This is a genomic window from Kitasatospora sp. CB01950, assembly GCF_001905465.1.
Lineage (GTDB): Bacteria > Actinomycetota > Actinomycetes > Streptomycetales > Streptomycetaceae > Kitasatospora.
Map to the genome: position 1 here is coordinate 20,186 of NZ_LISX01000019.1, position 24,918 is coordinate 45,103.

At 73.4% G+C, this 24,918-nt stretch carries 29 protein-coding genes and 1 riboswitch; of the genes, 23 read left to right on the forward strand and 6 right to left on the reverse strand.

Features of this window, described 5'->3' with window-relative positions:
• Positions 1–43: 43 nt before the first annotated feature.
• Entirely contained in the window at positions 44–736 is a 693-nt protein-coding gene (locus AMK19_RS31295) for a sensor domain-containing protein (protein WP_073818387.1), read from the reverse strand.
• A gap of 118 nt (positions 737–854) precedes the next feature.
• The gene (locus tag AMK19_RS31300; RefSeq protein ID WP_073818390.1) at positions 855–1,421 is read right to left on the reverse strand and encodes a GNAT family N-acetyltransferase; all 567 of its coding nucleotides are present in this window, start codon (positions 1,419–1,421) and stop codon (positions 855–857) included.
• A 50-nt stretch (positions 1,422–1,471) separates the two neighbouring features.
• Between AMK19_RS31300 and AMK19_RS31305 the strand changes: the two genes are divergently transcribed.
• Complete coding sequence (locus tag AMK19_RS31305; protein ID WP_073818392.1) at positions 1,472–2,284, forward strand: hypothetical protein; 813 nt, start codon at positions 1,472–1,474, stop codon at positions 2,282–2,284.
• Between the two features lie 56 nt (positions 2,285–2,340).
• On the opposite strand, the gene AMK19_RS31310 is transcribed toward AMK19_RS31305, so the two are convergent.
• Positions 2,341–3,102: a M23 family metallopeptidase gene (locus tag AMK19_RS31310; RefSeq protein ID WP_241844675.1), complete on the reverse strand. Its 762-nt coding sequence runs from the start codon at positions 3,100–3,102 to the stop codon at positions 2,341–2,343.
• Positions 3,103–3,112: 10 nt separating this feature from the next.
• Positions 3,113–3,276: riboswitch (cyclic di-AMP (ydaO/yuaA leader) on the reverse strand.
• Positions 3,277–3,492: 216 nt separating this feature from the next.
• Between AMK19_RS31310 and AMK19_RS31315 the strand changes: the two genes are divergently transcribed.
• The 15 genes from AMK19_RS31315 to AMK19_RS36255 all read left to right on the forward strand — a co-directional run bounded on the left by AMK19_RS31315 (position 3,493) and on the right by AMK19_RS36255 (position 14,163).
• The gene (locus AMK19_RS31315) at positions 3,493–3,783 is read left to right on the forward strand and encodes a YiaA/YiaB family inner membrane protein (protein WP_073818396.1); all 291 of its coding nucleotides are present in this window, start codon (positions 3,493–3,495) and stop codon (positions 3,781–3,783) included.
• A 110-nt stretch (positions 3,784–3,893) separates the two neighbouring features.
• A complete protein-coding gene (locus AMK19_RS31320; protein ID WP_073818399.1) occupies positions 3,894–4,724 on the forward strand; it encodes an alpha/beta fold hydrolase in 831 nt (276 codons plus the stop codon).
• Positions 4,724–5,302: a TetR/AcrR family transcriptional regulator gene (locus AMK19_RS31325; protein ID WP_073818402.1), complete on the forward strand. Its 579-nt coding sequence runs from the start codon at positions 4,724–4,726 to the stop codon at positions 5,300–5,302. Before AMK19_RS31320 ends, AMK19_RS31325 begins: the two co-directional genes overlap by 1 nt.
• A 31-nt stretch (positions 5,303–5,333) precedes the next feature.
• On the forward strand, positions 5,334–5,516 hold the full coding sequence (locus AMK19_RS31330) for a hypothetical protein (RefSeq protein ID WP_073818404.1): 183 nt from the start codon (positions 5,334–5,336) through the stop codon (positions 5,514–5,516).
• 169 nt (positions 5,517–5,685) lie between these two features.
• Positions 5,686–5,907, forward strand: a complete 222-nt coding sequence (locus AMK19_RS31335) for a hypothetical protein (RefSeq protein ID WP_073818406.1) — start codon at positions 5,686–5,688, stop codon at positions 5,905–5,907.
• A 101-nt stretch (positions 5,908–6,008) separates the two neighbouring features.
• A complete protein-coding gene (locus AMK19_RS31340; protein ID WP_143200503.1) occupies positions 6,009–7,268 on the forward strand; it encodes an ATP-binding protein in 1,260 nt (419 codons plus the stop codon).
• Positions 7,252–7,662 carry a roadblock/LC7 domain-containing protein gene (locus AMK19_RS31345; RefSeq protein WP_073818412.1) on the forward strand — a complete coding sequence of 137 codons (411 nt, stop codon included), beginning with the start codon at positions 7,252–7,254 and terminating at the stop codon, positions 7,660–7,662. Before AMK19_RS31340 ends, AMK19_RS31345 begins: the two co-directional genes overlap by 17 nt.
• A 23-nt stretch (positions 7,663–7,685) precedes the next feature.
• Entirely contained in the window at positions 7,686–8,003 is a 318-nt protein-coding gene (locus AMK19_RS31350) for a DUF742 domain-containing protein (RefSeq protein ID WP_241844676.1), read from the forward strand.
• Complete coding sequence (locus tag AMK19_RS31355) at positions 7,981–8,577, forward strand: GTP-binding protein (RefSeq protein ID WP_073818418.1); 597 nt, start codon at positions 7,981–7,983, stop codon at positions 8,575–8,577. Before AMK19_RS31350 ends, AMK19_RS31355 begins: the two co-directional genes overlap by 23 nt.
• Positions 8,574–9,980, forward strand: a complete 1,407-nt coding sequence (locus AMK19_RS37705; protein WP_241844677.1) for a cytochrome P450 — start codon at positions 8,574–8,576, stop codon at positions 9,978–9,980. The genes AMK19_RS31355 and AMK19_RS37705 overlap by 4 nt, the downstream gene beginning before the upstream one ends.
• Positions 9,965–11,053 carry a cytochrome P450 family protein gene (locus AMK19_RS31360; protein ID WP_241844678.1) on the forward strand — a complete coding sequence of 363 codons (1,089 nt, stop codon included), beginning with the start codon at positions 9,965–9,967 and terminating at the stop codon, positions 11,051–11,053. Before AMK19_RS37705 ends, AMK19_RS31360 begins: the two co-directional genes overlap by 16 nt.
• 70 nt (positions 11,054–11,123) lie before the next feature.
• On the forward strand, positions 11,124–11,384 hold the full coding sequence (locus AMK19_RS31365) for a hypothetical protein (RefSeq protein WP_073818423.1): 261 nt from the start codon (positions 11,124–11,126) through the stop codon (positions 11,382–11,384).
• A gap of 139 nt (positions 11,385–11,523) precedes the next feature.
• Complete coding sequence (locus tag AMK19_RS31370; protein WP_073818573.1) at positions 11,524–13,236, forward strand: pyruvate dehydrogenase; 1,713 nt, start codon at positions 11,524–11,526, stop codon at positions 13,234–13,236.
• A 118-nt stretch (positions 13,237–13,354) separates the two neighbouring features.
• Positions 13,355–13,960 (forward strand): helix-turn-helix domain-containing protein, encoded by a 606-nt coding sequence (locus tag AMK19_RS31375; RefSeq protein WP_073818425.1) that lies wholly within the window; start codon positions 13,355–13,357, stop codon positions 13,958–13,960.
• 38 nt (positions 13,961–13,998) lie between these two features.
• Positions 13,999–14,163: a DUF6126 family protein gene (locus AMK19_RS36255; protein WP_157815763.1), complete on the forward strand. Its 165-nt coding sequence runs from the start codon at positions 13,999–14,001 to the stop codon at positions 14,161–14,163.
• Between the two features lie 4 nt (positions 14,164–14,167).
• Here the strand turns inward: AMK19_RS36255 and pdxR are convergent, their stop codons facing one another.
• Positions 14,168–15,592, reverse strand: a complete 1,425-nt coding sequence (pdxR, locus tag AMK19_RS31380) for a MocR-like pyridoxine biosynthesis transcription factor PdxR (RefSeq protein ID WP_073818426.1) — start codon at positions 15,590–15,592, stop codon at positions 14,168–14,170.
• A 50-nt stretch (positions 15,593–15,642) separates the two neighbouring features.
• On the opposite strand from pdxR, the gene AMK19_RS31385 reads away from it, so the two are divergent.
• The 5 genes from AMK19_RS31385 to AMK19_RS31405 all read left to right on the forward strand — a co-directional run bounded on the left by AMK19_RS31385 (position 15,643) and on the right by AMK19_RS31405 (position 21,323).
• Positions 15,643–16,113, forward strand: coding sequence for a carboxymuconolactone decarboxylase family protein (locus tag AMK19_RS31385; protein WP_073818429.1), 471 nt, complete (start codon positions 15,643–15,645; stop codon positions 16,111–16,113).
• 260 nt (positions 16,114–16,373) lie between these two features.
• The gene (locus tag AMK19_RS31390) at positions 16,374–16,829 is read left to right on the forward strand and encodes a hypothetical protein (protein WP_073818432.1); all 456 of its coding nucleotides are present in this window, start codon (positions 16,374–16,376) and stop codon (positions 16,827–16,829) included.
• Between the two features lie 63 nt (positions 16,830–16,892).
• Positions 16,893–17,639: an HAD family hydrolase gene (locus tag AMK19_RS31395; RefSeq protein WP_073818435.1), complete on the forward strand. Its 747-nt coding sequence runs from the start codon at positions 16,893–16,895 to the stop codon at positions 17,637–17,639.
• Positions 17,636–20,035 carry a glycoside hydrolase family 65 protein gene (locus AMK19_RS31400; RefSeq protein ID WP_073818437.1) on the forward strand — a complete coding sequence of 800 codons (2,400 nt, stop codon included), beginning with the start codon at positions 17,636–17,638 and terminating at the stop codon, positions 20,033–20,035. Before AMK19_RS31395 ends, AMK19_RS31400 begins: the two co-directional genes overlap by 4 nt.
• Positions 20,036–20,147: 112 nt before the next feature.
• Positions 20,148–21,323 carry a S53 family peptidase gene (locus tag AMK19_RS31405; protein WP_073818440.1) on the forward strand — a complete coding sequence of 392 codons (1,176 nt, stop codon included), beginning with the start codon at positions 20,148–20,150 and terminating at the stop codon, positions 21,321–21,323.
• 52 nt (positions 21,324–21,375) lie between these two features.
• On the opposite strand, the gene AMK19_RS31410 is transcribed toward AMK19_RS31405, so the two are convergent.
• A complete protein-coding gene (locus AMK19_RS31410) occupies positions 21,376–21,930 on the reverse strand; it encodes a GNAT family N-acetyltransferase (RefSeq protein ID WP_073818443.1) in 555 nt (184 codons plus the stop codon).
• Between the two features lie 178 nt (positions 21,931–22,108).
• Between AMK19_RS31410 and AMK19_RS31415 the strand changes: the two genes are divergently transcribed.
• Positions 22,109–22,648 carry a SigE family RNA polymerase sigma factor gene (locus AMK19_RS31415; protein WP_073818446.1) on the forward strand — a complete coding sequence of 180 codons (540 nt, stop codon included), beginning with the start codon at positions 22,109–22,111 and terminating at the stop codon, positions 22,646–22,648.
• 29 nt (positions 22,649–22,677) lie between these two features.
• The gene (locus AMK19_RS31420) at positions 22,678–23,892 is read left to right on the forward strand and encodes an LCP family protein (protein ID WP_073818448.1); all 1,215 of its coding nucleotides are present in this window, start codon (positions 22,678–22,680) and stop codon (positions 23,890–23,892) included.
• Between the two features lie 3 nt (positions 23,893–23,895).
• On the opposite strand, the gene AMK19_RS31425 is transcribed toward AMK19_RS31420, so the two are convergent.
• A complete protein-coding gene (locus tag AMK19_RS31425; RefSeq protein WP_241844679.1) occupies positions 23,896–24,777 on the reverse strand; it encodes a phosphotransferase enzyme family protein in 882 nt (293 codons plus the stop codon).
• Between the last annotated feature and the right edge of the window lie 141 nt (positions 24,778–24,918).

Sequence of the window (24,918 nt, forward strand, 5' to 3'; positions counted from 1 at the left end):
GGGCCCGTGGTCATCCGACCACGGGCCCGGCGGTGGCGCATGTTCAGCGGCCGGCCAGCAGGGCGCGGGCGGCGAGGCGGTTGGCGCCGTTGAGGGCGCGGACCAGCTGCGGGGTGAGCAGGACGAGGAGCAGGCCGATCAGGCTGACGCCGGCGATCTGGAACGGCGAGGTGATGTCGTAGACGTGGTGGACGCCGTGCGAGTCCGTCCAGTTGGCGACCCGGTAGCCGTCCCAGTCGGTGTAGCGGCCGAACACCCACTGGTAGGCGGGGAACAGCAGGAGCGCCCAGCCGACGGTGAAGAAGACGGTGGAGAGCGTGAAGCTGAGGATCGCCCAGGGGAACATGGCGAACTGGTAGAACGCGCCCTTCCAGCCGACCGGGTCGGCGAGCCGGGCGGTGATCGCGCCCCAGGCGCCCTCGCGGCCGACCGTCACCTCGCGCGGGTCGGGCAGGTCGAGGTCGAGCAGGGTGCGGATCCGGAAGCGTTCGGCGGCGCCGAAGCCGCGGCCGGCGATCGTCAGCAGGGCGAGCACGGGCAGGCCGAGCATGGTGACGGCGAGGCCGAGGCCGGTGGCGAACAGCGAGACGACGACGGAGAAGCCGAGTATGGCGACGGGCAGGCCGCTGAGCGCGAAGCCGAGTTCCCGGAACGCGGCCCGGGAGATCGGGGCGCGCCAGAACCCGGGCCGGGTGGGGTGGTTGCCGGTGGTGGCACGGTACGCAGCGGTGGACATCCGCGGTCCTTCGGTGGTCGGGGTCGGCGCCGCCGGTCGGCGGCGCCGGGCACCCTTCAAAGGTGCCGCACCGGACCCGGTCGCCGGTATGAGGCCTGCTGCCGAGTTCGGGGTGGGGTTATCCCCCGGCTCCGGGGGTGGCCAGGCCCCGCCACTCGGGGGCGAGCAGCGCGTACTGGAGGGCGTCGTGCCAGCTGCCGCCCCAGTGGGACTCGGCGCGGATCCGGCCCTCGTACTGGAAGCCGGCCCTGGTCAGCACCCGGGCGGCGGCCGGGTTGGCGGGGTCGGTGCGGGCGAACAGCCGGTGCAGGCCGAGGGTGTCGAAGCCGAGCGTGCACAGCAGTGCGGTGACCTCCCCGGCGTAGCCGCGACCCCAGGTGTCGGGGCGCAGCACGCAGCCGAGCTGGGCGGCGTGCTCGCCCTCGCGGGTGAGCGCGGCCTGGCCGATCGGCTCGCCCGCGGGGTCGTCGACGGCCAGCCGGTAGTGCTGCCGGGACTCCTGTTCGGCCTCGTCGAGGTAGAGCTCGATCTGGTCGGCGCACTCCTCGAAGTCGGCGCTGTCGAACGGGAGATGGCGGACCGCCCGGGGGTCGCCGTGGACGGCGTGCAGGGCGGCGACCTCCTCCGGGGTGTGCCGGTACTCCCGCAGGGTGAGTCGGGGGCCGGTGAGCCGGACGGTTTCCATGGCAGTCGACCCTACCGGTGGGCCCCACGCGGACCGGTTACCGTACCGGGGTGGACGACGAAGACCTGCACCTGTTCCCCCGTACCCGTGCCGCCGACCTGCTGGACTGGGCGGCCGAGGAGGGTTTGGAGGCGGTGCCCGAGCCGGCGGTGCGGACCGTCCTGACCCTGCTGGAGCTGGGCGGCGCCCGGCTGCACGACGGTTTCCCGGAGCTGTCCTCGCCGGTGCTGGAGCACCTGCTGTACGAGCAGCTGCACCTGTACGTCCAGCCGGACGGCGACGCCTGGGCCTACCCGGCGGCGGTGCGGCTGCTGATCGAGCACCAGCGGGCGGCGCGGCGGCTGAACGCCAAGCGGCTGGAGAAGCTGCGCGAGGAGACCGACTGGCAGGGCCAGGTGCTGGTGGACTCGCTGCTGCTCCGCTCCGACCTGCTGACCTGGCCCCGGCTGTACACGTTGCTGCTGCGCGCGGACGGCGTGCCGGTGGACGATCTCGACCGGGTGCGGGGCTGGCTGGAGGAGTTCCGGGCGCTGGACGTCGAGGAGCGCTTCGCCGCCTACGAGCGGGTGCCGGGGGTGGAGCCGGACGGCGGCTGGGGCCCGGAGCGGGCGCTGCTGGTCGGGGTGTCCACGGACGGCGCGCGCCGGCTGCTGGAGCAGGGCCTGATGCGGCGCAGCTACCGCAACCTGGCCGAGCTGAACGCCCGCGGCCTGCCGATGCCGGACGAACTCGCCGGAGAGTTCGAGGAGTTCGAGGAGGCGGTGGCGCAGGCCGCGATCGACCTGTGCGGCGAGTGGACGGTGCCGGGGCTGGCCCGGCTGCTGCTGGAGGAGTTCCCGGAGCTGGCGCCCGAGGTGTACTAGGGTCTGTCCGGCCGATCTTGCCGAACAGGCCCTGGCTCCCGGGCGCCGTCGAGAACCTACGGCTGCAGGCCGAGCTGCTGGAGCCAGGGCAGCGGGTCGATCGGGGCGCCGCCGCCGGGGCGGACCTCCAGGTGGAGGTGGGGGCCGGTGACGTTGCCGGTGGCGCCGACCGCGCCGAGCAGGGTTCCGGGGGCGACCTGGCCGGAGGCGGTGGCGATCCGGGAGAGGTGGCAGTACCAGAGCTCGGTGCCGTCGGGGAGGGTCTGGATGACCCGGTAGCCGTAGGGGCCGGACCAGCCCGCCGAGGTGACGGTGCCTCCGGTGACGGCGGTGACGGGGGTGCCGGTGCGGGCGGCGAAGTCCAGGCCGGTGTGCAGGTGCGCCCAGTGCGAGCCGGACTGCGCGAAGTGCGCGGTCAGCTGGTAGCCGGCCACCGGCAGGTTGTGCGCGGCGCGGTCGGCCTCGGCCTGCTGGGCGGCGCGCTTGGCCTCGGCGTCCTGCGCGGCGGCGAACCGGGCGGATTCGTCGGCGGCGGTGCGCTGGCCGTCGGCCTGCTGCTGGATGCGGGCGGCGAGCGCGAGGCCGGGGTCGCCGGCGAGCAGCCCGTCGGAGGCCTCGTCGGCGGCGGTGACGGCCACCGGGGCGGCGGCCTGTGCGGGGGCGGCGGTGAGGGCGCCGAGCGCCGCGGTCATCGCGGTGACGCCCAGCAGGGGCGCGCCGGCGCGGGACTGACGGGGCAGCCGGTGCCGGGCGGCTTCCGGCTCGACCGGGTGGTCGAGCAGCTGGGTGCCGGTGCTCTCGGTGTAGGTCGACGCCACGGGGGCGTGCTCCTTCCTTCCATGTCGCCGACCGGGTTAGCTGACGGGTTCGGAGGTGGAAGGTCTCCTACGGTCGGGCCCAGGGCCGTCCCGATTCACCCCGGTGGAACGTGGTTCCCCGGCTCCTGGGACACCCCGGGGGGCGTGCCCAAGTGGATTAGGCGTGGCGCACGGTGCCGCATGGTTACGGCGTTGCCGACCGCGCTGCGTTATCAAACGTTAATCCTATGGACCCCATGATTCCAAGCGCCTCCTGCGAGACGGCGAAGATTCCCTGACGCCCTATGGGCGATTTATGATGGTTCGCCAGGGGAGAGATGACGGATGGTGACCGCGCGGATGAGTATCCGTACTCACGCCCCGCCCCCGGGCCGACGGGAGCCTGGTGCCATGACCGCACGCGTTCCGCACCGGACCACCTCCGTCTACTTCCTGCAGGCCGCCGCCTCCTTCGCGCTGGCCACCGTCGCGCTCGCCCTCGGGATCGCCTACCTGCCGGTGAGCGCCTGGGTGCGCGCCTTCCTCTCCGTCGGGCTGCTGTACGCGATCACCTCCGCGTTCACGCTGGCCAAGGTGGTCCGGGACCGCCAGGAGGAGGGCGCGATCACCAGCCGGGTGGACCAGGCCCGACTGGAGAAGCTGCTCTCCGAGCACGACCCGTTCAAGGTGGACGGCATCTGATCCCGCCCCGGGTTGACGGCTAAGGCTATTAGCCTTAGCTTTATGGCTATCGGCAGTCGGCCGGGCCTCCGGTGCCCGGCGTGCCGCGACGCCCGCCCAGGAGGCCCGCGATGAACAGCACCCCCGGAACCACCCGGTACCTCGACGTGGCCGGCGGCCGGATCGCCTACGACGACGCCCCCGGCGCCGGCGCCCCGGTCGTCCTGCTGCCCGGCATGCTCGACAAGCGGGCCGCCTACCGGTACCTGGTGCCGCTGCTGACCGCCGCCGGGCACCGGGTGGTCACCATGGACCTGCGCGGCCTCGGCGAGTCCTCCACCGGCTTCACCGACCACACGCCCGCCGCGATCGCCGAGGACCTGGTCGTCCTGCTCGACCACCTCGACCTGCGCGGCGCCGTCCTGGCCGGCAACTCGTACACCGGCGCCACCGTGGTCCGGGCGGCCGCACTCGCCCCCGGCCGCACCGCCGGTGTGGTGCTGATCGACGCCTTCGTCGAGAACCTGCCGCTGAACGCCGTCCAGAAGGCGATGTTCGGCCTGGTCGGCCCGCTGGTGGCCCGGTTCCCCGGTCTCTGGAGCGCGCTGCAGAAGTTCTACTTCCCGACCGAGCGGCCCGCCGACTTCGACGCCTACCGGGCCGGCCTCGCCGCGATGCTGCGCGAGCCCGCCCGGAAGGCCGCGGTGCGCGGCTACCTGGCGGGCGACTCCGCGCCGGTCGGCTGGTGCGAGGCCGTCGACGTCCCCGCGCTGGTGCTGATGGGCAGCAAGGACCCCGATTTCCCGAACCCCGAGCTGATCGCCGACCGGCAGGCCGCCGCACTGCGCGGCCGTAAGGTGATGATCGGGAACGCCGGCCACTACCCGATGGCCAGCCACCCGCAGGCGGTCGCCGACGCCCTGCTCCCCTTCCTGAACGAGCTGAACGAGGTCGCCCGCTGATGGCCCGCGCCGGACTCTCCCGCACCGCGGTCGTGGACCACGCCCTCGGCCTGATCGACGCCCAGGGCGCCGAGGCGCTCACCCTGGCCGGCGTCGCCGCCCGGGCCGGGGTCGCCACCCCGTCGCTGTACAAGCACGTCGCCGGCGGACTGCCCGAGCTGCGCCGCCTGGTCGCCGTCCGCATCCTGGGCGACCTCACCGACCACCTGGCCGCCGCCGTCCTCGGCCACTCCCGCGACGAGGCGGTCGCCGCCCTGCTCACCGCGTACGCCGGGTACGCCACCGCATTCCCGCGCCGGTACGCGGCGCTGCCGCAGGCGCCCGACCCGGACCCGGAGCTGACGGCGGCCGGCGAGCGACTGGTGAACGTGCTGTTCGCCGTCCTGCGCGGGTACGGCCTGGAGGGGTCCGAGGCGGTGCACGCCGCGCGCTCGCTGCGTGCCGTCGCCCACGGGTACGCCTCGTTGACCACGGTGGGGGCGTTCCAGCTCGCCGAGGGCCCGGATGTGACGCTGGAGCGGCTGACCGGGGTGCTGGTCGACGGCCTCGGCAACTGGCCGGGCGGGCGCGCCGCGTGACCTGACGGGGGGTCGGCGCGTTCTACCCGGTATGAAGAAGCGCAGCCTGCTCGCCTTTGCCTCGCTCGCCGTCGGCGTGGTCGCCTCGCTCACCGCGCCCAGCGCCCAGGCCACCCACGAGCACGCGGGTGGCAGCACCCCGCACACCGACACCCTCTCCGCCCCGGACCGGCCGCTCGTCGAGGACGCCCAGGAGGCCGATCGGCAGGCCTGACGGCGGCTCCCACCAGCGCGTATCTCCGGCGCGCGCCCCTCTGCACGGTTTCACAACCGCTCCCCCACGGTTTCGCCACCATTGGTGCGTAACACTGTCCTGCGGTCGGGAAGTCATACCGCGTGAAGACCTTCCACGGTTTGACCGACACAGCACGGAGGACAGCGCAATGCCGCAGGCGACTCAGCGCATCGAGCCCGGCACGGGACTGATCCCCGCCCCGCGGACCGCCCCCGACGGAGCGGCCGCCGCCACGCCGCGCGAGGAGCCGCAGCCGGAGGGCTGGCGGGCGGCGCTCGCACGCGGATTCGTGGTGGCTCGATCCATGCGCTCGCTGCGGCCGGTGGCGGCGCGGGGCCAGCAGTCGTACGGCGAGGCCGACGGTCAGTAGGCGTCCGGCTCCGCCGGTTCTGTCCGATATTGGTGTGCTCTGAATACCAATGATTTGATCAGTTCATACGTAGGTAGGAACTCCGCCCTAGAATTCGGCGAGTGACGACCACTCAATGGTGCCTGGCAGCAGCCGCATTGCTCGCCCTTCTCGCTCTCGCGGCCACCGCTCGGTCCCGCGCCGTCACCCGAACCCTGCGCGGCCGGCTGGCCGTTGCCGAGGAGGAACTCGCCACCACCCGCGACCGGCTGGCCGCCGAACTGGCCGACCGTCAGGCCGGTGCGGAGTCGGCGCTGCGCGAACAGGAGATGAACGCGGCCACCCGCCGCGCCTTCCTCAGCGTGGCCCGCCGCATCCTCGTCATGGCGCACGACCAGCAGGCCGGCCTGGACGAGATGGAGCGCACCCACGACGACCCGGTGCTGCTCGAAGGCCTGCTGCGCGCCGACCACGCGGCCGCCCAGCAGGCCCGGCTCGCGCAGACCCTGGCGGTGCTCTGCGGCTCCCGCGCCGGCCGGCACTGGCCGGAGCCGGTCTCGCTGGAGGACGTGGTGCGCGGCGCCCAGTCGCGCATCCTGCCGTTCCAGCGGGTGGTCGTGAACAGCCGGGTGGACACCGCCGTGCTCGGCGCCGCCGCCGAGGCACTGATCCACGCGGTGGCCGAGCTGCTGGACAACGCGACCCGGTACTCGCCGCCCAGCTCGCAGGTCTACGTCACGCTGATGCCGGTCCACAACGGCGCGGTGATCGAGATCGACGACTGCGGCGTCGGCATGACCGAGGTGACGGTCGCCAAGGCGGGCGCGGCGCTGTCCGGCGGCGGCTCGCTGGAGGTGTCCCGGATCGGCGAGGTCCCGCAGCTGGGTCTGGCCGCGGTCGGCCGGCTCGCGGAGCAGTACGGCTTCCGGGTCACCGTGAACTCCGCACCCTCGCCGTACGGCGGTGTGCGGGTGGTCGTGCTGCTGCCGTCCGCCCTGCTCACCGACCCGCTGTCGGTGCCCGCGAGCGTCCGCAGCGAGCCGGTGGTCGCGGCGCCGCCGGCGTCCCGTCCGTCCGTCGCCGCCACGGACCCCGGGCGGACGGTCGTTCCCACGCAGGGCGGCGGCCTGCCGCGGCGGGTCAACCGCCGGGGCAGCGCCCCGCAGCAGCAGACCGGGTCCCGGGCCGAGGAGCAGCCCGCGCCGCCGCCGCGCTGTGCGCGCGAGGCGCAGACGTTCATGTCGATGTTCCAGGCCGGGACCGCGAGCGGCCGTTCGGCCGCGCAGCAGGACCGGCGGCCCGAGCAGGGCCGCCACGACGCATTCCCCGCTTCCCCCCAACTTCCCCAGCGCTCGGGAGACTCCCATGACCACAACCCCTGATCTCGGCTGGCTGCTGACCGACATCGTCACCGTCCCTGAGGTCCAGCACGCCGTCGTGGTGTCCAACGACGGCCTGGAGATGGGCCGCAGCCCGAAGATCGGCCGGGACGACGCCGAGCGGCTGGCCGCCGCCTGCTCCGGACTGCAGTCGCTGTCCCGGGGCGTGGCACAGGGCTTCGGCGACGGGCCGACCCGTCAGATCATCATCGAGTTCGGCGGCGGGTACCTGTTCGTGGTCGCCGCGGGCGCCGGCACCCACCTGGCGGTGCTGGCCGGCGAGACGGTCGACGCGGGCCTGGTGGCGTACCAGATGCAGACCCTGGTCGAGCGGATCGGCAGCCACCTGACCGCGGCGCCGCGGCAGGAGCACGCCTCCGCCGGGGACCTGCGGTGAGGCGGGGGCCGGTCCGGCCTTACGTGATCACCGGCGGCCGCAGCCGGGCCAGCCGCAACGTGCTGGAGTTCGAGAGCCTGGTGCGGACCCTGCCGGGGGCCGCGGTCGACCGTACGGCCTTGAACCGTGAACAGCAGGCGATCCTCGGCCTCTGCCGGGAACTGCTGTCGATAGCCGAGGTGGCCGCCCACCTCGGCCTGCCGATCAGTGTGGTGAAGGTGCTGCTCGGCGATCTCTTGGACCTCGGGGCCGTACAGGTCCTGCCGCCGGTGCGGCAGGCCGAGCAGGTCCCGCTCTCGCTGCTCGAGGAGGTGCTGGTTGGCCTCCGACAGCTCCGTTGAGCCGACCTATCTGCCGTCCACCGTCCAGGGGGCGGTCAAGATCCTGGTCACCGGCCCGTTCGGGGTCGGCAAGACCACGCTGGTCGGTGCGCTGAGCGAGATCGCTCCGCTGCGCACCGAGGAGACGATGACCACGGCCGGCGCCGACGTGGACGACCTGACGGGCCGTCCGCAGAAGACCACCACCACGGTGGCGCTGGACTTCGGCCGGATCACCCTGAACCAGCACTTGGCGCTGTACCTGTTCGGCACGCCCGGCCAGCAGCGGTTCTGGCCGCTGTGGGAGGACCTGTCGTGCGGCGCGCTGGGCGCGATCGCGCTGGTGGACTCCCGCCGGATCGAGGAGTCCTTCGACATCCTCGGCCTGTTGGAGGAGCACCGCATCCCGTTCGCGGTGGCCGTCAACGTCTTCCCCGACACCCCCGACTACCCGGACGAGGAACTGCGGGCCGCCCTCGACCTGCTGCCCGAGGTGCCGATCCTGGCCTGCGACGTCCGCGACGAGGACGCCGCGCGCCGGCTGCTGATCGACTTCGTGGACCACCTGCGGTCCACCGCCCTGGAGCTGCCATGACCGTCCCCGACCACCGGGCGGCCGCTGCCGGCTGCCCGTACACCAGCGACCGGGGCAACCCGCTGTACGGGGCGGCGGTCGCCGAGAACCCGCACAGCCTGTACGCCCGGCTGCGCGCCCAGCACGGCCCGGTCGCGCCGATCGAGCTGGAGCCGGGAGTCGAGGCCTGGCTGGTGCTCGGCTACCAGGAGATGCTCGAACTGACCCGCAACGAGGCGCTGTTCTCCAAGGACTCGCGGCGCTGGCGGGTGCAGCAGGAGGGCCGGCTGCGGGCCGACTCGCACCTGATCCCGATGACCATGTGGCGCCCCACCCTGCAGAGCATGGACGGCGCCGCGCACCACCGGCTGTCCAGCGCGGTCGCCGACACGCTGGGGATGGTCGACCACCACCAGCTGCGGGAGACCACCGAGGAGGCCGCGCTCGCGCTGATCGAGAGCTGGGGCCCGGACGGCACCGCCGACCTGGTCGCCCAGTTCACCCGACGGCTGCCGCTGCTGGTGTTCACCCGGCAGCTCGGCCTGCCCCCGGAGGACGGCCCGCGCCTGGTCGGGCTGATCACCGACCTGGTCGACAGCAGCAAGGACTCGCAGCGCGCCGCCGCCGAGTTCTTCGGCCTGCTGATGGACCTGGTGGTCAGCCGTCGCGCGCAGCCCGGCGCCGACCTGGTGTCCTGGCTGCTGGCCCACCCGGCCGGGCTCAGCGACGAGGAGATGGTGCACAACCTGATGGTGATGCTGGTGGCCGGCAACGAGTCGTCCATCAACTGGATCGGCAACACCGTCCGGCTGCTGCTCACCGACCGCCGCTTCCGCACCACCCTGACCGGTGGCCGGGCGACCGTCTCGGACGCCCTCGACGAGGTGTTGTGGCGCGACCCGCCGGTGCAGAACTTCCCCGGTCGGTGGGCGGTCTCCGACACCGTGCTGGGCGGCCAGTACATCAGCGCCGGCGACATGCTGGTGCTCGGTCTGGCCGGCGCCAACGACGACCCCGCCGCGCACGGCCCGGACGGCATCTCCGGCAACCGGGCCCACCTCGCCTGGGGCGCCGGCCGGCACGTCTGCCCCGCGCAGGACCCGGCCCGGCTCATCGTCGAGACCGCGATCGAGACCCTGCTGCACTGCCTGCCGGACCTCCAACTCGCCATCCCGGCCCATGAGTTGAAGTGGCGTCCGTCGCCCTGGTCGCGCGCCCTGGTCAGCCTGCCGGTGCTGTACAGCGCCTTCGTCCCGCCCCGCCCCGCCACACCCGAGAGGACCGCATGGACACCGCAGAGCAGCTCCAGCCCGTCAGACTCGACCCCGTCGGGGCCGACCAGCACGCCGAGAACGAGCGGCTCCGCGCCAACGGACCGGCCACGCTGGTGGAGCTACCTGGTGGAGTGGTGGTCTGGGCGATAACCCACCACGACACCCTCCAGGAGCTGCTCGCGGACCCGCGGGTCGGCAAGAACGCCAAGCACTGGAACCTGTACCGGGAAGGCCGGCTCCCGGAGGGCTGGCCGCTGATGACCTTCATCACCGTGCCCGGCATGACCACCTCCGACGGCACCGACCACCGCCGCCTGCGCGGCCTGGTCACCCAGGCGCTCACCCCGCGCCGGATCGCCGCCCTGGCCCCCGCCATCGAACAGCGCGTCGCCCGCCTGCTGGACGGCGTCGCCGCCCTCGACGGCGACTTCGACCTGCGCACCCACTTCGCCTACCCGCTGCCCATGCAGGTCATCGGCGAACTCCTCGGCCTCGCCGAGGACCAGCAGGATCGGCTGCACGAACTCTCCAACACCCTGGTCAGCTCCTCCGCCAAACCCGGCTCCGGCGCGGCGGCCGCGATGGCCGTCGGCGGGCTGCTGGCCCAGGTCGCCGCCGCGAAGCGGGCCGAGCCCGCGGACGACCTCACCACCGCGCTGATCGCCGCCCGCGAGGAGCAGGACCGGCTCAGCGAGGACGAGCTCATCGGCATCCTGATGCAGCTCGTCGTGGCCGGCCACGAGACCACCCTCAACCTGATCTGCAACGCGGTGCGCGCCCTGCTCGCCCACCCCGACCAGCTGGCGCTGGTGCTGGACGGCACCGTCACCTGGTCCGCGGTCGTCGAGGAGACGCTGCGCTACGACGGCCCGGTCGGCCAGTTCCCGATGCGCTACGCCATCGAGGACATCCAGGTCGGCGACGTCCTGATCCGGCAGGGCGAGGCCATGCTCGCCTCGTACGCCGCGGTCGGCCGCGACTCCGGCCACTACCAGGACGCCGACCGCTTCGACCTGACCCGCACCAACAACCGCCACCTGGCGCTCGGGCACGGGCCGCACTTCTGCATCGGCTCCGCGCTGGCCCGGCTGGAGGCCGAGACGGCGCTGCGCGAGCTCTTCGCCCGCTTCCCCGGCCTCCGGATGGCCGACGGCGCGGACCCGCGACCGATCGCCTCCTTCGTCAGCAACAGCGTCAGCAGCCTGCTGGTCCGCACCTCCTGACCTTCTCCGTCGCCGCCCCCGCCGGGTCACCACACGTGACCGGGCGGGGGCGGCACTCGTTGCACCAGCCATGAAGAAGCTCACCGCGCTCGCCGCCCTCACCCTCTCCGGCCTCGCCCTCGGCGCGACGCCGGCTGCCGCCGCCACCCCGATCCTCCAGGTCAGCGGCCTCGACGAGATCCACGGGATGGAGAACGGCTACCTCGACGGAATGCCCCCCGCGTCCGAACTCTGCCACCGCGACCTCGCCAACTACCCGATCGTCGGCGAGACGGTCGACCGCACGACGGGGGTGTGCGAGGCGCTGGGCGCGAGCCTCGACCGGCACTGACCGCCGGGGGCGCGAAACCAGGTGTGGTGCTCTCCCTGAATTCGCGCCCCTCTGTGTCCTGCTTCGACCGTTATCGTCGGCTTCGTCCGAAAGTTCCCGTGGCGTGAAGGTGGTCCCCGTGGGCAGCGTGGCCGAGCAGATGGTGGAAGTGCTTCAGCAGGCGGGGGTGGAGCGGGTCTACGGGGTGGTGGGGGACAGTCTGAATCCGGTGGTGGATGCGATTCGGCGGGCGGAGGGGATTTCCTGGGTGCACGTCAGGAACGAGGAGGCGGGGGCGTTCGCGGCGGCGGCGGAGGCCGAGCTGACGGGGCGGCTGGCGGTGTGCGCGGGCAGTTGCGGTCCGGGGAACACGCATCTGATCCAGGGGTTGTACGACGCGCATCGCAGCGGGGTGCCGGTGCTGGCGTTGGCCTCGCACATTCCGTCGGCGCAGATCGGGACGGGGTTCTTCCAGGAGACCCATCCGGAGCGGGTGTTCACCGACTGCAGCGCCTGGTGCGAGCTGCTGTCGAACCCGGCGCAGCTGCCGCGACTGTTGCGGGTGGGAATCCAGCACGCGCTGGGCGCCCGCGGCGTCTCGGTGCTGGCGTTCCCGGGCGACATCGCGGCGTTGCCCGCCCCGGCCCCGACCGGCCGTTCGACGTTCCTGACCGAGCAGGCGGTGGCCGCGCCGCCGTGGTCGCAGGTGCAGGCGCTCGCGGAGGCGCTGAACGCGGCGGCGACGGTGGCGGTGTTCGCGGGGGCGGGGGTGCGGGGCGCGCACGAGGAGGTGATGAAGCTCGCGGGCGTGCTGCAGGCGCCGGTGGGGCATTCGTTGCGCGGCAAGGAGTGGGTGCAGTTCGACAATCCGTTCGACGTCGGGATGAGCGGGCTGCTCGGCTACGGCGCATGCCACGAGGCGTTGCACGAGGCCGAGTTGGTGCTGCTGCTGGGCACCGACTTCCCGTACGACTCGTTCCTGCCGCAGGCCCGCACCGTGCAGGTGGACCACGACGCGACCCGGCTGGGCCGGCGGACGGCGCTGGAGCTGGCGGTGCACGGGGATGTCGCGGCGACGCTGCGGGCGGTGCTGCCGCTGCTGGAGCAGAAGGCCGACCGGGCGTTCCTGGACGGCATGTTGACGCGGCACTGCCGGGCGCTGGAGACGGTGGTCGGGGCGTACACCAAGGGCATCGAGAAGCATCGGCCGATCCATCCGGAGTTCGTGGCGTCGGTGCTGGACGAGGTGGCGGCGGACGACGCGGTGTTCACCGTGGACACCGGCATGTGCAACGTCTGGGCGGCCCGCTACCTGACGCCGAACGGGCGGCGGCGGGTGATCGGTTCGTTCCTGCACGGCTCGATGGCGAACGCGCTGCCGCACGCGATCGGGGCCCAACTGGCGTTCCCGGGGCGGCAGGTGGTGTCGATGTCGGGCGACGGCGGGCTCGGCATGCTGCTGGGCGAGCTGCTGACGGTGGCCAAGCACCGGCTGCCGGTGAAGACCGTGGTGTTCAACAACGGGGCGCTCGGGATGATCAAACTGGAGATGCTGGTCTCCGGCTACCCGGAGTGGGAGATCGACAACGGCGACGTGGACTACGCGGCGATCGCCCGCGCCTGCGGCATCCCGGCGAAGCGGGTGACCGACCCGGCGAAGGTCCGCGAGGTGCTGGTCGACGCGCTGGAGCGGCCCGGCCCGGCGCTGGTGGACGTGGTCACCGACCCGAACGCGCTGTCCATCCCGCCGCGGATCACGGCCGCCCAGGTCAAGGGCTTCGCGCTGGCCGCCGGACGGACGGTGCTGAGCGGCGGCGTCGGCAAGATGGTCGACCTGGCCCGGTCCAACCTGCGCAATGTGCCGCGTCCCTGACCTGCGGCTGCGGGCCGGATAAGGGCCGAGGAGACTGAGGAACGAAGGGGGAAGTCACTCGGTTTGCCTGTGGGGCAAGTTTGTTGCCTGTGAGGCACGAAGGGTGTGGACTGGAGTCATGACAGACAGTCCATCGGTCGACGAGCACGAGGTCGCGGGCCTCGGCGCGCGGCTCCGGGAGCAGCGGGTCTCCAGCCGGCTCACGCTGGAGGCGGCGGCGGCCCGGGTCGGCCTCTCGCCAGCCTACTTGTCGCGCCTGGAGACCGGGAGGCGTCAGCCGTCGCTGCCGGTGCTGCTCGGCCTCGCCCGGGCGTACGGGACCAGCGTGTCCGGGCTGCTCGGCGAGCAGGTGGCCGAGCCCGATCCGGTGATCCGCGGCGGCGTCGTCGAGCCCGGCCGGGCCGGCGGCTGGGGGTACCGGCGCGCCGGCGCCCCGGGCCGGGCCATGCAGGCGCTGCGGGTGCACGTCCCGCCGAGCTCGCAGGACGCCGTGGTGCGGGTGCACCCCGGCGAGGAGTGGCTGTACGTCACCAAGGGCCGGATGAAGCTCACCCTGGGCGACCGGGTGCACCTGCTCGGCGAGGGCGACTCGGCGCACTTCGACTCGCTCACCCCGCACTGCATCGCGGCCGACTCCGACACCGGACTCGACCTGATCTTCGTCCACACCCTGCTGCAGAGCCCCGCCGGCGACCTGTGCCTCGGCGACGCACCGCGCCTGTAGCCCCCGAACCCGTCCGCCACCACCGTCAGGAGACCGCCATGGCCGACACCAAGCCCGCCGTTCCGCAGTACAAGGAGACCGTCGACGCGGGCTACCGCGCCTCCAACCGGGTGTGGATCCGGGTCTGGATCTACATCGTGTCGGGCCACGGCTTCGTGGGCTTCCTGTTCCTGCTGTTCTACGTCGGCCGCCACGGCAAGTGACCGCTCAGGGGCCGAGCACCGCGCACAGCGCGTCCAGCGCGGCCTCGAAGGCGTGGTCGGGCGGCGTGCCGTAGCCGATCACCAGCGCCGGGGGCCGCTCCGGCGGCCGGTTCGCGCCCTCGGCCCGGCTCCACCCCAGGGTGTGCACCCGCAGGCCGGCCCGGAACGCGCGGGCCCGGAGCTCGTCCTCGCCCGGGGAGTCCTCGGGCAGTTCCAGGACGGCGTGCAGGCCCGCGCTGATCCCCGTCACCCGCACCCGCGGGGCGCGCTCGGCGAGCACCTCGACCAGCCGGTCGCGACGCCGGCGCAGCAGTTGGCGGCTGCGCCGGACGTGCCGGTCGTAGCCGCCGGAGTCGATCAGCTCCGCGAGCGTCAGCTGCTCCAGGCTGCCGCTCTGCCCGTCCGCCAGCCGCTTGTGCCGCATCACCGGTTCCACCAGCGCGGCCGGCAGCGCCAGCCAGGCCAGCCGGACGCCCGGCGCCAGCGACTTGGACGCGGTGCCCGCGTACACCACCCGTTCCGGGTCCAGGGCCTGCATCGCCCCGATCGCGTGCCGGTCGTAGCGGAACTCGCCGTCGTAGTCGTCCTCCAGCAGGTACCCGCCGACCTGCCGCGCCCAGTCCACCGCCCCGGCCCGCCGGCCCGCTCGCAGCGGCATCCCGAGCGGGAACTGGTGGGCGGGCGTCAGCAGCGCCAACCCGGCGTCCGTACGGGCGAGTTCGCCGGTGATCGCGCCGCCGTCGTCCAGCCGCAGCGGGCGCATCGGGAGCCCCTGCGCGGCGATCACCGCGTGCTGCGGCGGCAGCCCGTACGCCTCCACCGCGACCGCCCTCAGGCCCTGCTCGCGCAGCGCCGCGCACACCAGGCCCAGCCCCTGCTGCACGCCCGAGCAGATCAGCAGCCGCTCCGGGTCGGTACGCACCCCGCGGGCCCGGGCCAGGTACCCGGCGAGCGCCCGGCGCAGCTCGATCAGCCCGCGCGGGTCGCCGTACCCGAACACGTCGTGCGGGGCCTTGGCCATCGCCCGCCGCGCGGCGGCCAGCCATGCCCCGCGCGGGAACCGGCTCAGGTCGGGCGAGCCCGGCTTCAGGTCGTACCGGACGGCCGGCGGCGGCCGGAGCCCCGGCGGCGGGACCGCCGGCGTGGACTGCGGGCCGCGCTCGGCGACCACCGTGCCCGACCCCTGACGGGACATCAGCCAGCCCTCGGCGACGAGTTGGGCGTACGCCTCGGCGACGGTGTTGCGGGCGATCCCGAGGTCGGTCGCCAGCGCCCGGGAGGACGGCAGCCGGGTCGCCGGGGCGAGGCGCCCGTCGCGCACGGCCGTCCGCAGCGCGTCCTCCAGGGCGGCGCGCAGACCGAGACCGCAGGCGCGGCCGGCGGTCAGGTCGAGGTGCAGGTCGCCACCGAAAGTGGCCCAGGAACTCATCCTTCAAATGAACCACACCACCGGGACACGTCCCGCCTAGCGTGGAGGCCATGACCGACCACGAGACCGTTCCCGCCCCTGCCCAGCGCATCGCCTTCGCCCGCGTCGCCCCCGAGTTCCACCGCAACCTGATCGCTCTCGACCGCCTCGCCCAGGCCGGCCTCGGCGACCCGGTCATCGCCGACCTGGTCAACCTGCGCGCCTCCCAGCTCAACGGCTGCGCGTACTGCCTCGACATCCACTCCCGCGACGCCCTCAAGCACGGCGAGGGCGAGCACCGCCTCCACACGCTGGCCGCGTGGCGGGAGACGCCGTTCTTCACCGCCCGCGAACGCGCTGCGCTGGCCCTCACCGAGGCCGTCACGCTGGTCGCCTCCACGCATGTGCCGGACGACGTGTACGACGAGGCCGCGAAGCACTTCTCCGAGACGGAGCTGGCGAACCTGCTCGGCATGATCATCACCATCAACGCCCTCAACCGCGTCGGCGTCGGCACCCGGATGTCGCCCGCACCGAGGTAGCTCGCGGCCGCGAAACCCGCGAGGGCGCGAAACCCGCGAGGGGCGCGAACCCAGGGGCGCGGGGAACTGCGCGAAGGGGAACGCATCCGACAGCAAGATCGCGACGCGGGGAATGACTTGCCATTGATCGCGACCTTGCGGACGGGTGTGCGCTTGTCGCGCAGTTCCCCGCGCCCCTGGTTTCGCGCCCGCCTGCGCTCGCGCCCGCTCTGGTGGTGCTTGCCTCCGGGCGGGGTGATTGTGGGGGTGAGGTGAGTGCGATGGCCGAGATCGCTCTGCAGGTCGATGTGGCGGCGTCGCGGGAGCGGTTGCTGGCGGCGTTGGACACCCAAGAGGGGTTGACGTCGTGGTGGAGCACCGCGGTGGAGCGGGAGGGCGAGGATCTGCTGGTGACGGTGCCGGATGCGCCGGAGGCGTTGCGGTTGCGGCGTGAGCGGGCGGACCTGGACCGGGTGGGGTGGCGGAGTGTGGGGATGTATCCGCCGAGTTGGCAGGGGACCACGGTGACGTGGGACCTGTTCGATCATCCGGACGGTTCGCGGCGGACGCTGTTGCTGCTGCGCCATCTCGGGTGGGCGCCGGAGGCTGCGGCGTCGGTGCCGGCCGCGGCGGGCGGCTGGGCGGAGGCGATCGTCCGGTTGAAGGACTACGCGCAGAGCGGGCGTCCGCAGCCGTTGTTCGTGCCGACGGGGCACCTGCGCGCGGAGGCGGAGTGAGCGCGACGCGCCGTTTCGGGCGATGACCGGCATGGAGTGGCGGCCTCGGGTGAGACTGGCTTCATGTTGGGACTTCCGGACGGCATCAAGGCTTTCCTGTTCGACCTCGACGGGGTGTTGACCCAGACCGCGAAGGTGCACGCGGCCGCGTGGAAGGACATGTTCGACGCATTCCTGCGGTCGGAGTCGGAGCGCACCGGCGCGCCGTTCGTCGCGTTCGATCCGGTCGGCGAGTACGACCGGTACGTCGACGGCCGGCCGCGGTTGGACGGCACCCGGCAGTTCCTGGCCTCGCGCGGCATCGAATTGCCGGAGGGCACGCCGGAGGATCCGCCGGGGTCGCGGACGGTGAACGGGCTGTCGGCGGCGAAGAACGACACGGTGCTGCGGATGATCCGCGAGCAGGGCGTGCAGCCGTACCAGGGGTCGGTGGCGTACCTGGAGCGGTTGCGGGAGCTGGGGTTGCCGCGTGCGGTGGTCTCGTCCAGTGCGAACTGCCGGGACGTGCTGAAGGCGGCCGGGATCGACGGGATGTTCGACGTGGTGGTCGACGGGATCACCGCGGCCCGCGACCACTTGGCGGGCAAGCCCGCGCCGGACACCTTCCTGGCGGCGGCGAAGCAGTTGGAGACGGCCCCGGAGCACGCGGCGGTGTTCGAGGACGCGTTGGCGGGCGTCGCGGCGGGCCGGGCCGGCGGGTTCGGCACGGTGGTGGGGGTGAACCGGACCGGGCAGGCGGCGGCGTTGCGGGAGCACGGCGCGGACGTGGTGGTGGACGACCTGGCGGAGCTGCTCGGGGAGCGCGGATGAGTCCGTCGGAGTCGTTCACGGTCGATCCGTGGGGGATCAGCGAGCACGGTCTCGACCTGCCGGGGCAGGCCCGCGCGGAGTCGGTGTTCGCGCTGTCCAACGGGCACATCGGTCTGCGCGGCAACCTCGACGAGGGCGAGCCGCACGGCCTGCCCGGCACGTACCTGAACGGCGTGTTCGAGCTGCGTCCGCTGCCGTACGCGGAGAGCGGCTACGGCTTCCCGGAGTCCGGGCAGAGCGTCATCAACGTCACCAACGGCAAGCTGATCCGGCTGCTGGTCGACGACGAGCCGTTCGACCTGCGGTACGGCGAACTGCGCAGCCACCGGCGCAGCCTGGACTTCCGGGACGGCATCCTGCGCCGGGAGGCCGAGTGGACCTCGCCGGCCGGGCGGACGGTGCGGGTCTCCTCGCGGCGGATGGTGTCGCTGACCCAGCGGGCGGTGTGCGCGATCGACTACACGGTCGAGGCGGTGGACGGCCCGGTGCGGATCGTGGTGCAGTCCGAGCTGGTGGCCAACGAGCAGCTGCCCGGCGGCGGGGACGGCGATCCGCGGGCGGCGGCGGTGCTGGAGGCCCCGTTGGCGGCGGAGTCGCGGCACGCGGACGGGACGAAGGGCGTGCTGGTGCACCGCACCCGGTTCTCCGGGCTGCGGGTCGCCGCCGGGATCGACCACGTGATCGACGGCCCGGAGCGGATCGACACCGCCGCCGAGGCCTCGGAGGACCAGGCGCGGATCACCGTCACCACGGTGCTGAACACCGGGCAGAAGCTGCGGCTGGTGAAGTTCGTGGCGTACGGCTGGTCGGCGACCCGTTCGCTGCCCGCCGTCCGCGACCAGGTGGAGGCGGCGCTGACCGCGGCCCGGTACACCGGCTGGGACGGCCTGGTGGCCGAACAGAAGGAGTTCCTGGGCAAGTTCTGGAGCGACAACGACGTCGAGATCGAGGGCGACGTCGAACTCCAGCAGGCCGTCCGGTTCGCGCTGTTCCACGTGCTGCAGGCGGGTGCCCGCAGCGAGGAACGGGCCATCCCCGCAAAGGGGTTGACCGGTCCGGGCTACGACGGGCACTCGTTCTGGGACACCGAGACCTTCGTGCTGCCGGTGCTGACGTACTGCCTGCCGGAGGCCGTCAAGCAGGCGCTGCGCTGGAGACACACCACGCTGCCGATGGCGCGCGAGCGGGCGGCCCAACTGGGCCTGGCCGGTGCGGTGTTCCCGTGGCGGACGATCCGCGGCGAGGAGTGTTCCGGGTACTGGCCGGCCGGCACCGCCGCGTTCCACATCGGCGCGGACATCGCGGCCGCCGTGGTGCGGTACGTGCGGGCCAGCGGCGACACCGAGTTCGAGCGCACGCACGGCCTGGAGCTGCTGGTGGAGACCGCCCGGATGTGGCGCTCGCTGGGCCACCACGACGCCAAGGGGAACTTCCGGATCGAGGGCGTCACCGGCCCCGACGAGTACAGCGCGGTCGCCGACAACAACGTCTTCACCAACCTGATGGCGCAATCCAACCTGCGGAACGCCGCCGACACCGCGCTGAAGCACCTGCGCGAGGCCACGGCGCTCGGCGTGGACACCGAGGAGGCCGCCGCCTGGCGCGACGCCGCCGACAAGATGTTCATCCCGTACGACGAGCAGCTCGGCGTCCACCCGCAGGCGGACGGCTTCACCGACCACCAGCTGTGGGACTTCGACACCACCCCGCCCGAGAAGTACCCGCTGCTGCTGCACTACCCGTACTTCGACCTGTACCGGAAGCAGGTCGTCAAGCAGGCCGACCTGGTGCTCGCCATGCAGGTCCGCGGCGACGCCTTCACGCCCGAGCAGAAGGCCCGCAACTTCGCCTACTACGAGAGCCTGACGGTCCGCGACTCCTCGCTGTCCGCCTGTACCCAGGCCGTCATCGCCGCCGAGGTGGGCCAGCTCGACCTGGCCTACGACTACACCGCCGAAGCCGCCCTGATGGACCTGCACGACCTCGGCGGCAACACCCGCGACGGCCTGCACATGGCCTCGCTGGCCGGTGCCTGCATCGCCCTGGTGGCCGGCTTCGGCGGCCTGCGCGACCGCGGCGAACAGCTCTCCTTCCGGCCCCGGCTGCCCGCCGGACTGCAACGCCTGTGCTTCGCCATGAACGTGCGCGAGCACCTGCTGCGGGTCGACATCACCCACGCCACCACCACCTACACCCTGTGCCGCGGCAGCGTGCTGACCGTCCTGCACGACGACGAGCCGCTGCGGATCGACACCCGGAAGCCCGTCAGCCGCCCCACCGCGCGGATCGGCGCGCCCGGCGAACGGCCCACCCAGCCTCCCGGGCGCGAACCGGCCCGGCGGCACAGCCAGGCCGGCGTCCAGATCGGCGGCGTCGACCATCTACCGGCCGAGTGACACACGCATAAAACACTGACGGAGCGTCAACACTCCCTGTACGAACCGTGACCGGCCGTGCAGGGACGTCCAGGCGCGCCACCGGTCCGCAGCCCCGACCGGAGGCCCGTCCGTGCGCACCCTCGCCCTCACCGCCGCCGCCCTGCTCACCACCCTCGCCACCGCCACTCCCGCCGACGCCGACCCGCACCACCACGCCGGCGCCACCCGCTGGACGCACACCTGCACCCGACCCGCCCGGGCCGACATCGCCGCCTGCCAGGCCCTGCGCGTCCTCGGCACCGCCGCCGCCGACCAGCAGGGCTACGGCCCCGCCGACCTCCTCTCGGCCTACGGGCTGCCCGCGGACGGCGGCGCCGGCACCACCGTCGCCATCGTCGACGCCTACGACGACCCCAACGCCGAGGCCGACCTCGGCGTCTACCGCAGCCACTACGGCCTGCCGGCCTGCACCACCGCCGCCGGCTGCTTCCACAAGACCGACCAGCGCGGCGGCACCCGCATCCCGCGCGCGGACAGCGCGTGGGCCGGCGAGACGGCGCTCGACCTCGCCATGGTGTCCGCGATCGCCCCGCGCGCCCGCATCCTCCTCGTCGAGGCCGACAGCGCGAGCGTCTCCGACCTCGGGACGGCCGTGAACACCGCGGTCTCGCTCGGCGCGAAGTACGTCTCGATCAGCTGGGGCGCGTCGGAGAGCGTCAACTCGGCCACGTACGACAGCCGTTACTTCGACCACCCGGGCGTGGCCATCGCCGTGGCCTCCGGCGACGGCGGCTACGGCGTGATCTTCCCGGCCTCCTCGCCGCACGTCACCGCCGTCGGCGGGACGTCCCTCCGGCGGGACACCTCGGCGCGGGGCTGGGCCGAGAGCGTCTGGTCCACCAGTGCCACGGAGGGCGCCGGCAGCGGGTGCTCCACCAGGCTCCCCAAGCCCACCTGGCAGACCGACACCGGCTGCACCCGCCGCACCGTCGCCGACGTCGCCGCGGTCGCCGACCCGCAGACCGGCGTCGCCGTCTACCAGACCTACGGCGGCTCCGGCTGGTACACCTACGGCGGGACGTCGGCGGCCGCGCCGATCATCGCCGCGACGTACGCGCTGGCCGGCGCGCCGACGGCGGGGAGCCGGCCGGCGAGCTTCCCGTACGCGCACCCGGCGGCGCTCAACGACGTGGTCACCGGCGCGACGGCCACGTGCCGGCCGGCGTACCTGTGCACGGCGGAGAAGGGGTACGACGGGCCGACGGGGCTGGGGACGCCGCAGGGGGTCGGGGCGTTCCAGGGCTGAGCGATCAGGGGCGCGTGGGGGTACCTCCTCGCGCCCCTCCTCGTGCGCTCCCTTACAGCTGGTCGCGCCATTCGGTGCTGAGGACGCCCATCTGGACCTGGTCGTGCCGGCTGCCTGCCCGGAAGACCGCTTCGCGGCGGCGGCCCTCCTCGGTGAAGCCGGCGCGGCGGTAGGCGGCGAGGGCGCGGGTGTTGTAGCTGTTGACGGTGAGTTCTATGCGGTGGAGGCCGAGCTCTTCGAAGCCGTAGCGGATGGTGGTGCGCAGGACGTCGGTGCCGAGGCCGCGGTCCTGGTGGGGCGGGCCGATGATGATGGCGAGGGTGGCGCAGCGGTCCTTGGGGGTGGCGCCGTAGAGGGTGACGTGGCCGGCCAGGTCCTCGGTGTCGAGGGTTTCGACGGAGAGGCCGAGGTCGGTGCCGTTGTTCTGGCTCCAGGAGCGGAACATGTCGGCGAGGCGGCCGTCGGGCTGGGGGTGGACGGGGCCGGTGAGCTGCTGGATGGCGAGGCCGGGTTCGCGCCACCAGGCGGTGAGCCGGGGGAGGTCGCTGTCGCGGAGTTCTCTGAGCCGGACGAGTCTGCCGGTGAGTGGATCGTGATCGGGGGTCATGGCGAACTCCTGTGCGGGGGACGAACGGTGGGGCTGTTCCATCCTTCCAGCGGGCGGGGCCTCCGGGGTGGCCGCTACCGGACAGGACCGGCGGTCGGGAAAATTCTTCCGGCCGGGGATGAAACATCGTGGCCGGGCCGGATCGTCATAGGGCGGATTCGGCGAGGGGAGAGGAAACGTGGCCACAGCTCGACGGCGGGCGGCCCTGGAGGAGGAGTTCGTCGCGTTCGCGGCGGCCCGGTCCGGGCAGCTCTACCGCTCGGCGTACTTCCTCACCGGCGGGGACGCCCATCTGTCCGAGGACCTGGTGCAGGAGACCCTCGGGCAGATGTACGTCCAGTGGCACCGGCTGCACCGGCCGAGCTGGGCGGGGCGGATCGACAATCCGGCCGGGTACGCGCAGACCGTGCTGGTGCGGGCGTATCTGACGCATCAGCGGCGGCGCAGCAGCAGTGAGCGGCCGAGCGAGGCGTTGCCGGAGGTGGTGACGCGGGAGCCGGACTCGGACCTGCGGTTGGCGCTGGTCGACGCGTTGAGCCAGCTGCCGCCGCGGGACCGGGCGGTGGTGGTGCTGCGGTACTGGGAGGACCGCAGCGTGGAGGAGACCGCGGCGATGGTGAAGGACAGTTCGGCCGCGGTGCGCACCCGCTGTTCGCGGGCGTTGGCGAAATTGCGGGCGTTGTTGGGCGCGGAGCTGGCGGAGCTGGTGGCGCGGTGAGCGGGGACCTGGGGCGAGGGAGAGCCGAAGTGACGGGCGGGGAAGAGGAGTTCGAGGTGCGGTTGGGGGAGGCCTTCGGGCAGTCGGGCGGTGGTCCGGGGCCGGAGGTGACGGCGCGGCTGGTGGACGGCGGGCTGGAGGTCGGGCGGCGGCGCAAGCGGGCCCGGCGGCGGGTGGCGCTGCTGGCGAGTGCGCTGACGGCGGTCGCGGTGGTCACGGCGGGGGCGTTGTCGGTGCCGCACGGGATTCCGGGGCAGCGGACGGACGCGCTGCTGGTGGCCGATTCGCCGCCCCCGCCCCCGCCGCCGCTGACGAGCGACGTGACGATCCTGCTGGTGGGGCTGGACTCCACCGTGGACGGGCAGGGCCGGCCGGCGCCCGCGGAGCTGGTGCACGGCGATCTGCACGCCGGGCTGCCGGACCGGGACACCGCCGACACGGTGATGCTGGTGCGTATCCCGGCGGGGGGCGGGGAGGTGCGGCAGTTGTCGTTGCCGCGCGACCTGCTGGCAACGGACCTGCAGAACCAGAAGGTGCCGCTCAACTCGGTGTTCTCGACGGCGGTGGCGGCCGAACGGAAGCGGCTGAGCGGCCAGGGCCTGTCCGCGGAGGAGCTGAACCGGCGCGCCCGGGAGGCCGGTCGGGGCGCGCTGTACCGGGCCGTGGAGCACCTCACGGGGGTGCGGGTCGACCACTACATGGAGCTCTCGATGATCGGCTTCTACCGGGCGGCGCAGGCGCTCGGCGGGGTGCCGGTCTGTCTGAACCACGCCGTGGAGGACAGCTGGAGCGGCATCGATCTGCCCGCCGGCCGGCAGGAGTTGAACCCGGCGCAGGCGTTGGCGTTCGTCCGGCAGCGGCACGGCGTCGGCGACGGCTCGGACCTGGGGCGGACGGTGCGGGCGCAGGCGTTCCTGGCCGGGGTGGTGGCGAAGCTGCGCGACGGCGGGGCGCTGGCGGATCCGGCGAAGCTCAAGGCGCTGTACGACGCGTTGGCGGACGAGCTGGTGACGGATCAGGGGTGGAGTCCGGCCGACTTCGCCCGGCAGGTACCGGCGTTGGCGAGCGGGCGCGGCACCGCTTCGACGCTGCCGACCACGTACGAGGGGAACAGGCTGCGGGCGGTGCCGGATGCGGCGCGGCAGATCCTGGACGGGACGGGGCCGTCGTCCTCGCCCGCCGTGAGCAGTGCTCCGCAGTCCTCGGCGCCGGTGCGGCTGGGCGGGGTGCCCTGCGTGGACTGACCGTCAGTCGACGGCGGTCCACTGCCAGGGCCGGGGGCCGTGCTCGCCGCGCAGGCAGGCGAGGCGGTGGCGGGCCTGGGCGCGGTGCCGGGGGTCGGCGGTGGCCTGCTGCAGGGCGTAGCAGGTGAGCCGGAGTTCGCGGACGGCACGGAACACGGGGTAGCCGGGCCACTCGGTGACGTCGGCGCCGTACGCGGTGCAGAAGGCCGCGTAGCCGGGGGCGGCGAGGCTGCCGAAGGAGTCGTGGGCGACGGCGGTGGAGGTCAGGTCCCAGGCGGGTGGGCCGAGGGCGGTGCGTTCGAAGTCGAGCAGGTGGGCGGCGGTGGCGGTGACCGCGAGGTTGCCGCCCCAGGCGTCGCCGTGCACGACGGTCGTCGGCCGGGCGGCGGGGTTGAGTTCGGCCCAGGCGGTGCGCAGGTCGGCGAGTCGGCCGTGCAGCCAGTCGCGTTCCGGGGCGTCGAGGGCGGCGGCGGCGTCGATCCGGGTGGCGAGGCGGACGAACGGGTCGAGGGTGCCCAGGTCGGTGTCGGGCGGGGGCAGTCGGTGGAGCCGGCGGAGGGCGGTGGCCAGTTCGGGGGCGGTGGCGTGCCGGTGCGGGGGGAGTTCGTGCCAGAAGGTGACGGGGCGGCCGCGGACCACGATCGGGCCGGCCGGCCGGTCGAGCGGGCGGACGGCCGGGACGCGGTGGCCGCGCAGCCATCGGGCGACCGTCAACTCGCGGGCGGCGACGGCGGTCTGGCCGGTGCGGGCGATCCGGACGACGACCTTGCCGGGCAGTCGCCACAGGGTGTTCTCGCCGGCCCGGATCAGCTCCGCGCCGACGCTCGGGCGACCGGCGGCGGCGCAGGCCTCGGCCAGCAGTCCGGCAGGGTTTCGGCAGTCCACGTCCAGGCCCTCTCTTCCGGATGGTGCCGGGTGCGCGACGCCGGAAGGGCGCACCCGGCCAGTGTCCACCCTGCTTACGGGGCAGGGGAATTCGGGGCCGCTCGCGCTCGCCGACCGGCCCTCCCTCGCCGATGGTCCAGA

What these genes read in the sequence shown, in the direction of transcription:
- AMK19_RS31320 (WP_073818399.1), top strand. Translation starts at nt 3,894, where the DNA reads ATGAACAGCACCCCCGGAACCACCCGGTACCTCGACGTGGCCGGCGGC.
- AMK19_RS31330 (WP_073818404.1), top strand. Translation starts at nt 5,334, where the DNA reads ATGAAGAAGCGCAGCCTGCTCGCCTTTGCCTCGCTCGCCGTCGGCGTG.
- AMK19_RS31400 (WP_073818437.1), top strand. Translation starts at nt 17,636, where the DNA reads ATGAGTCCGTCGGAGTCGTTCACGGTCGATCCGTGGGGGATCAGCGAG.
- AMK19_RS31395 (WP_073818435.1), top strand. Translation starts at nt 16,893, where the DNA reads ATGTTGGGACTTCCGGACGGCATCAAGGCTTTCCTGTTCGACCTCGAC.
- AMK19_RS31385 (WP_073818429.1), top strand. Translation starts at nt 15,643, where the DNA reads ATGACCGACCACGAGACCGTTCCCGCCCCTGCCCAGCGCATCGCCTTC.
- AMK19_RS31315 (WP_073818396.1), top strand. Translation starts at nt 3,493, where the DNA reads ATGACCGCACGCGTTCCGCACCGGACCACCTCCGTCTACTTCCTGCAG.
- AMK19_RS31345 (WP_073818412.1), top strand. Translation starts at nt 7,252, where the DNA reads ATGACCACAACCCCTGATCTCGGCTGGCTGCTGACCGACATCGTCACC.
- AMK19_RS31295 (WP_073818387.1), bottom strand. Translation starts at nt 736, where the DNA reads ATGTCCACCGCTGCGTACCGTGCCACCACCGGCAACCACCCCACCCGG.
- AMK19_RS31335 (WP_073818406.1), top strand. Translation starts at nt 5,686, where the DNA reads ATGCCGCAGGCGACTCAGCGCATCGAGCCCGGCACGGGACTGATCCCC.
- AMK19_RS31325 (WP_073818402.1), top strand. Translation starts at nt 4,724, where the DNA reads ATGGCCCGCGCCGGACTCTCCCGCACCGCGGTCGTGGACCACGCCCTC.
- AMK19_RS31370 (WP_073818573.1), top strand. Translation starts at nt 11,524, where the DNA reads ATGGTGGAAGTGCTTCAGCAGGCGGGGGTGGAGCGGGTCTACGGGGTG.
- AMK19_RS31300 (WP_073818390.1), bottom strand. Translation starts at nt 1,421, where the DNA reads ATGGAAACCGTCCGGCTCACCGGCCCCCGACTCACCCTGCGGGAGTAC.
- AMK19_RS31410 (WP_073818443.1), bottom strand. Translation starts at nt 21,930, where the DNA reads ATGACCCCCGATCACGATCCACTCACCGGCAGACTCGTCCGGCTCAGA.
- pdxR (WP_073818426.1), bottom strand. Translation starts at nt 15,592, where the DNA reads ATGAGTTCCTGGGCCACTTTCGGTGGCGACCTGCACCTCGACCTGACC.
- AMK19_RS31375 (WP_073818425.1), top strand. Translation starts at nt 13,355, where the DNA reads ATGACAGACAGTCCATCGGTCGACGAGCACGAGGTCGCGGGCCTCGGC.
- AMK19_RS37705 (WP_241844677.1), top strand. Translation starts at nt 8,574, where the DNA reads ATGACCGTCCCCGACCACCGGGCGGCCGCTGCCGGCTGCCCGTACACC.
- AMK19_RS31390 (WP_073818432.1), top strand. Translation starts at nt 16,374, where the DNA reads ATGGCCGAGATCGCTCTGCAGGTCGATGTGGCGGCGTCGCGGGAGCGG.
- AMK19_RS36255 (WP_157815763.1), top strand. Translation starts at nt 13,999, where the DNA reads ATGGCCGACACCAAGCCCGCCGTTCCGCAGTACAAGGAGACCGTCGAC.
- AMK19_RS31365 (WP_073818423.1), top strand. Translation starts at nt 11,124, where the DNA reads ATGAAGAAGCTCACCGCGCTCGCCGCCCTCACCCTCTCCGGCCTCGCC.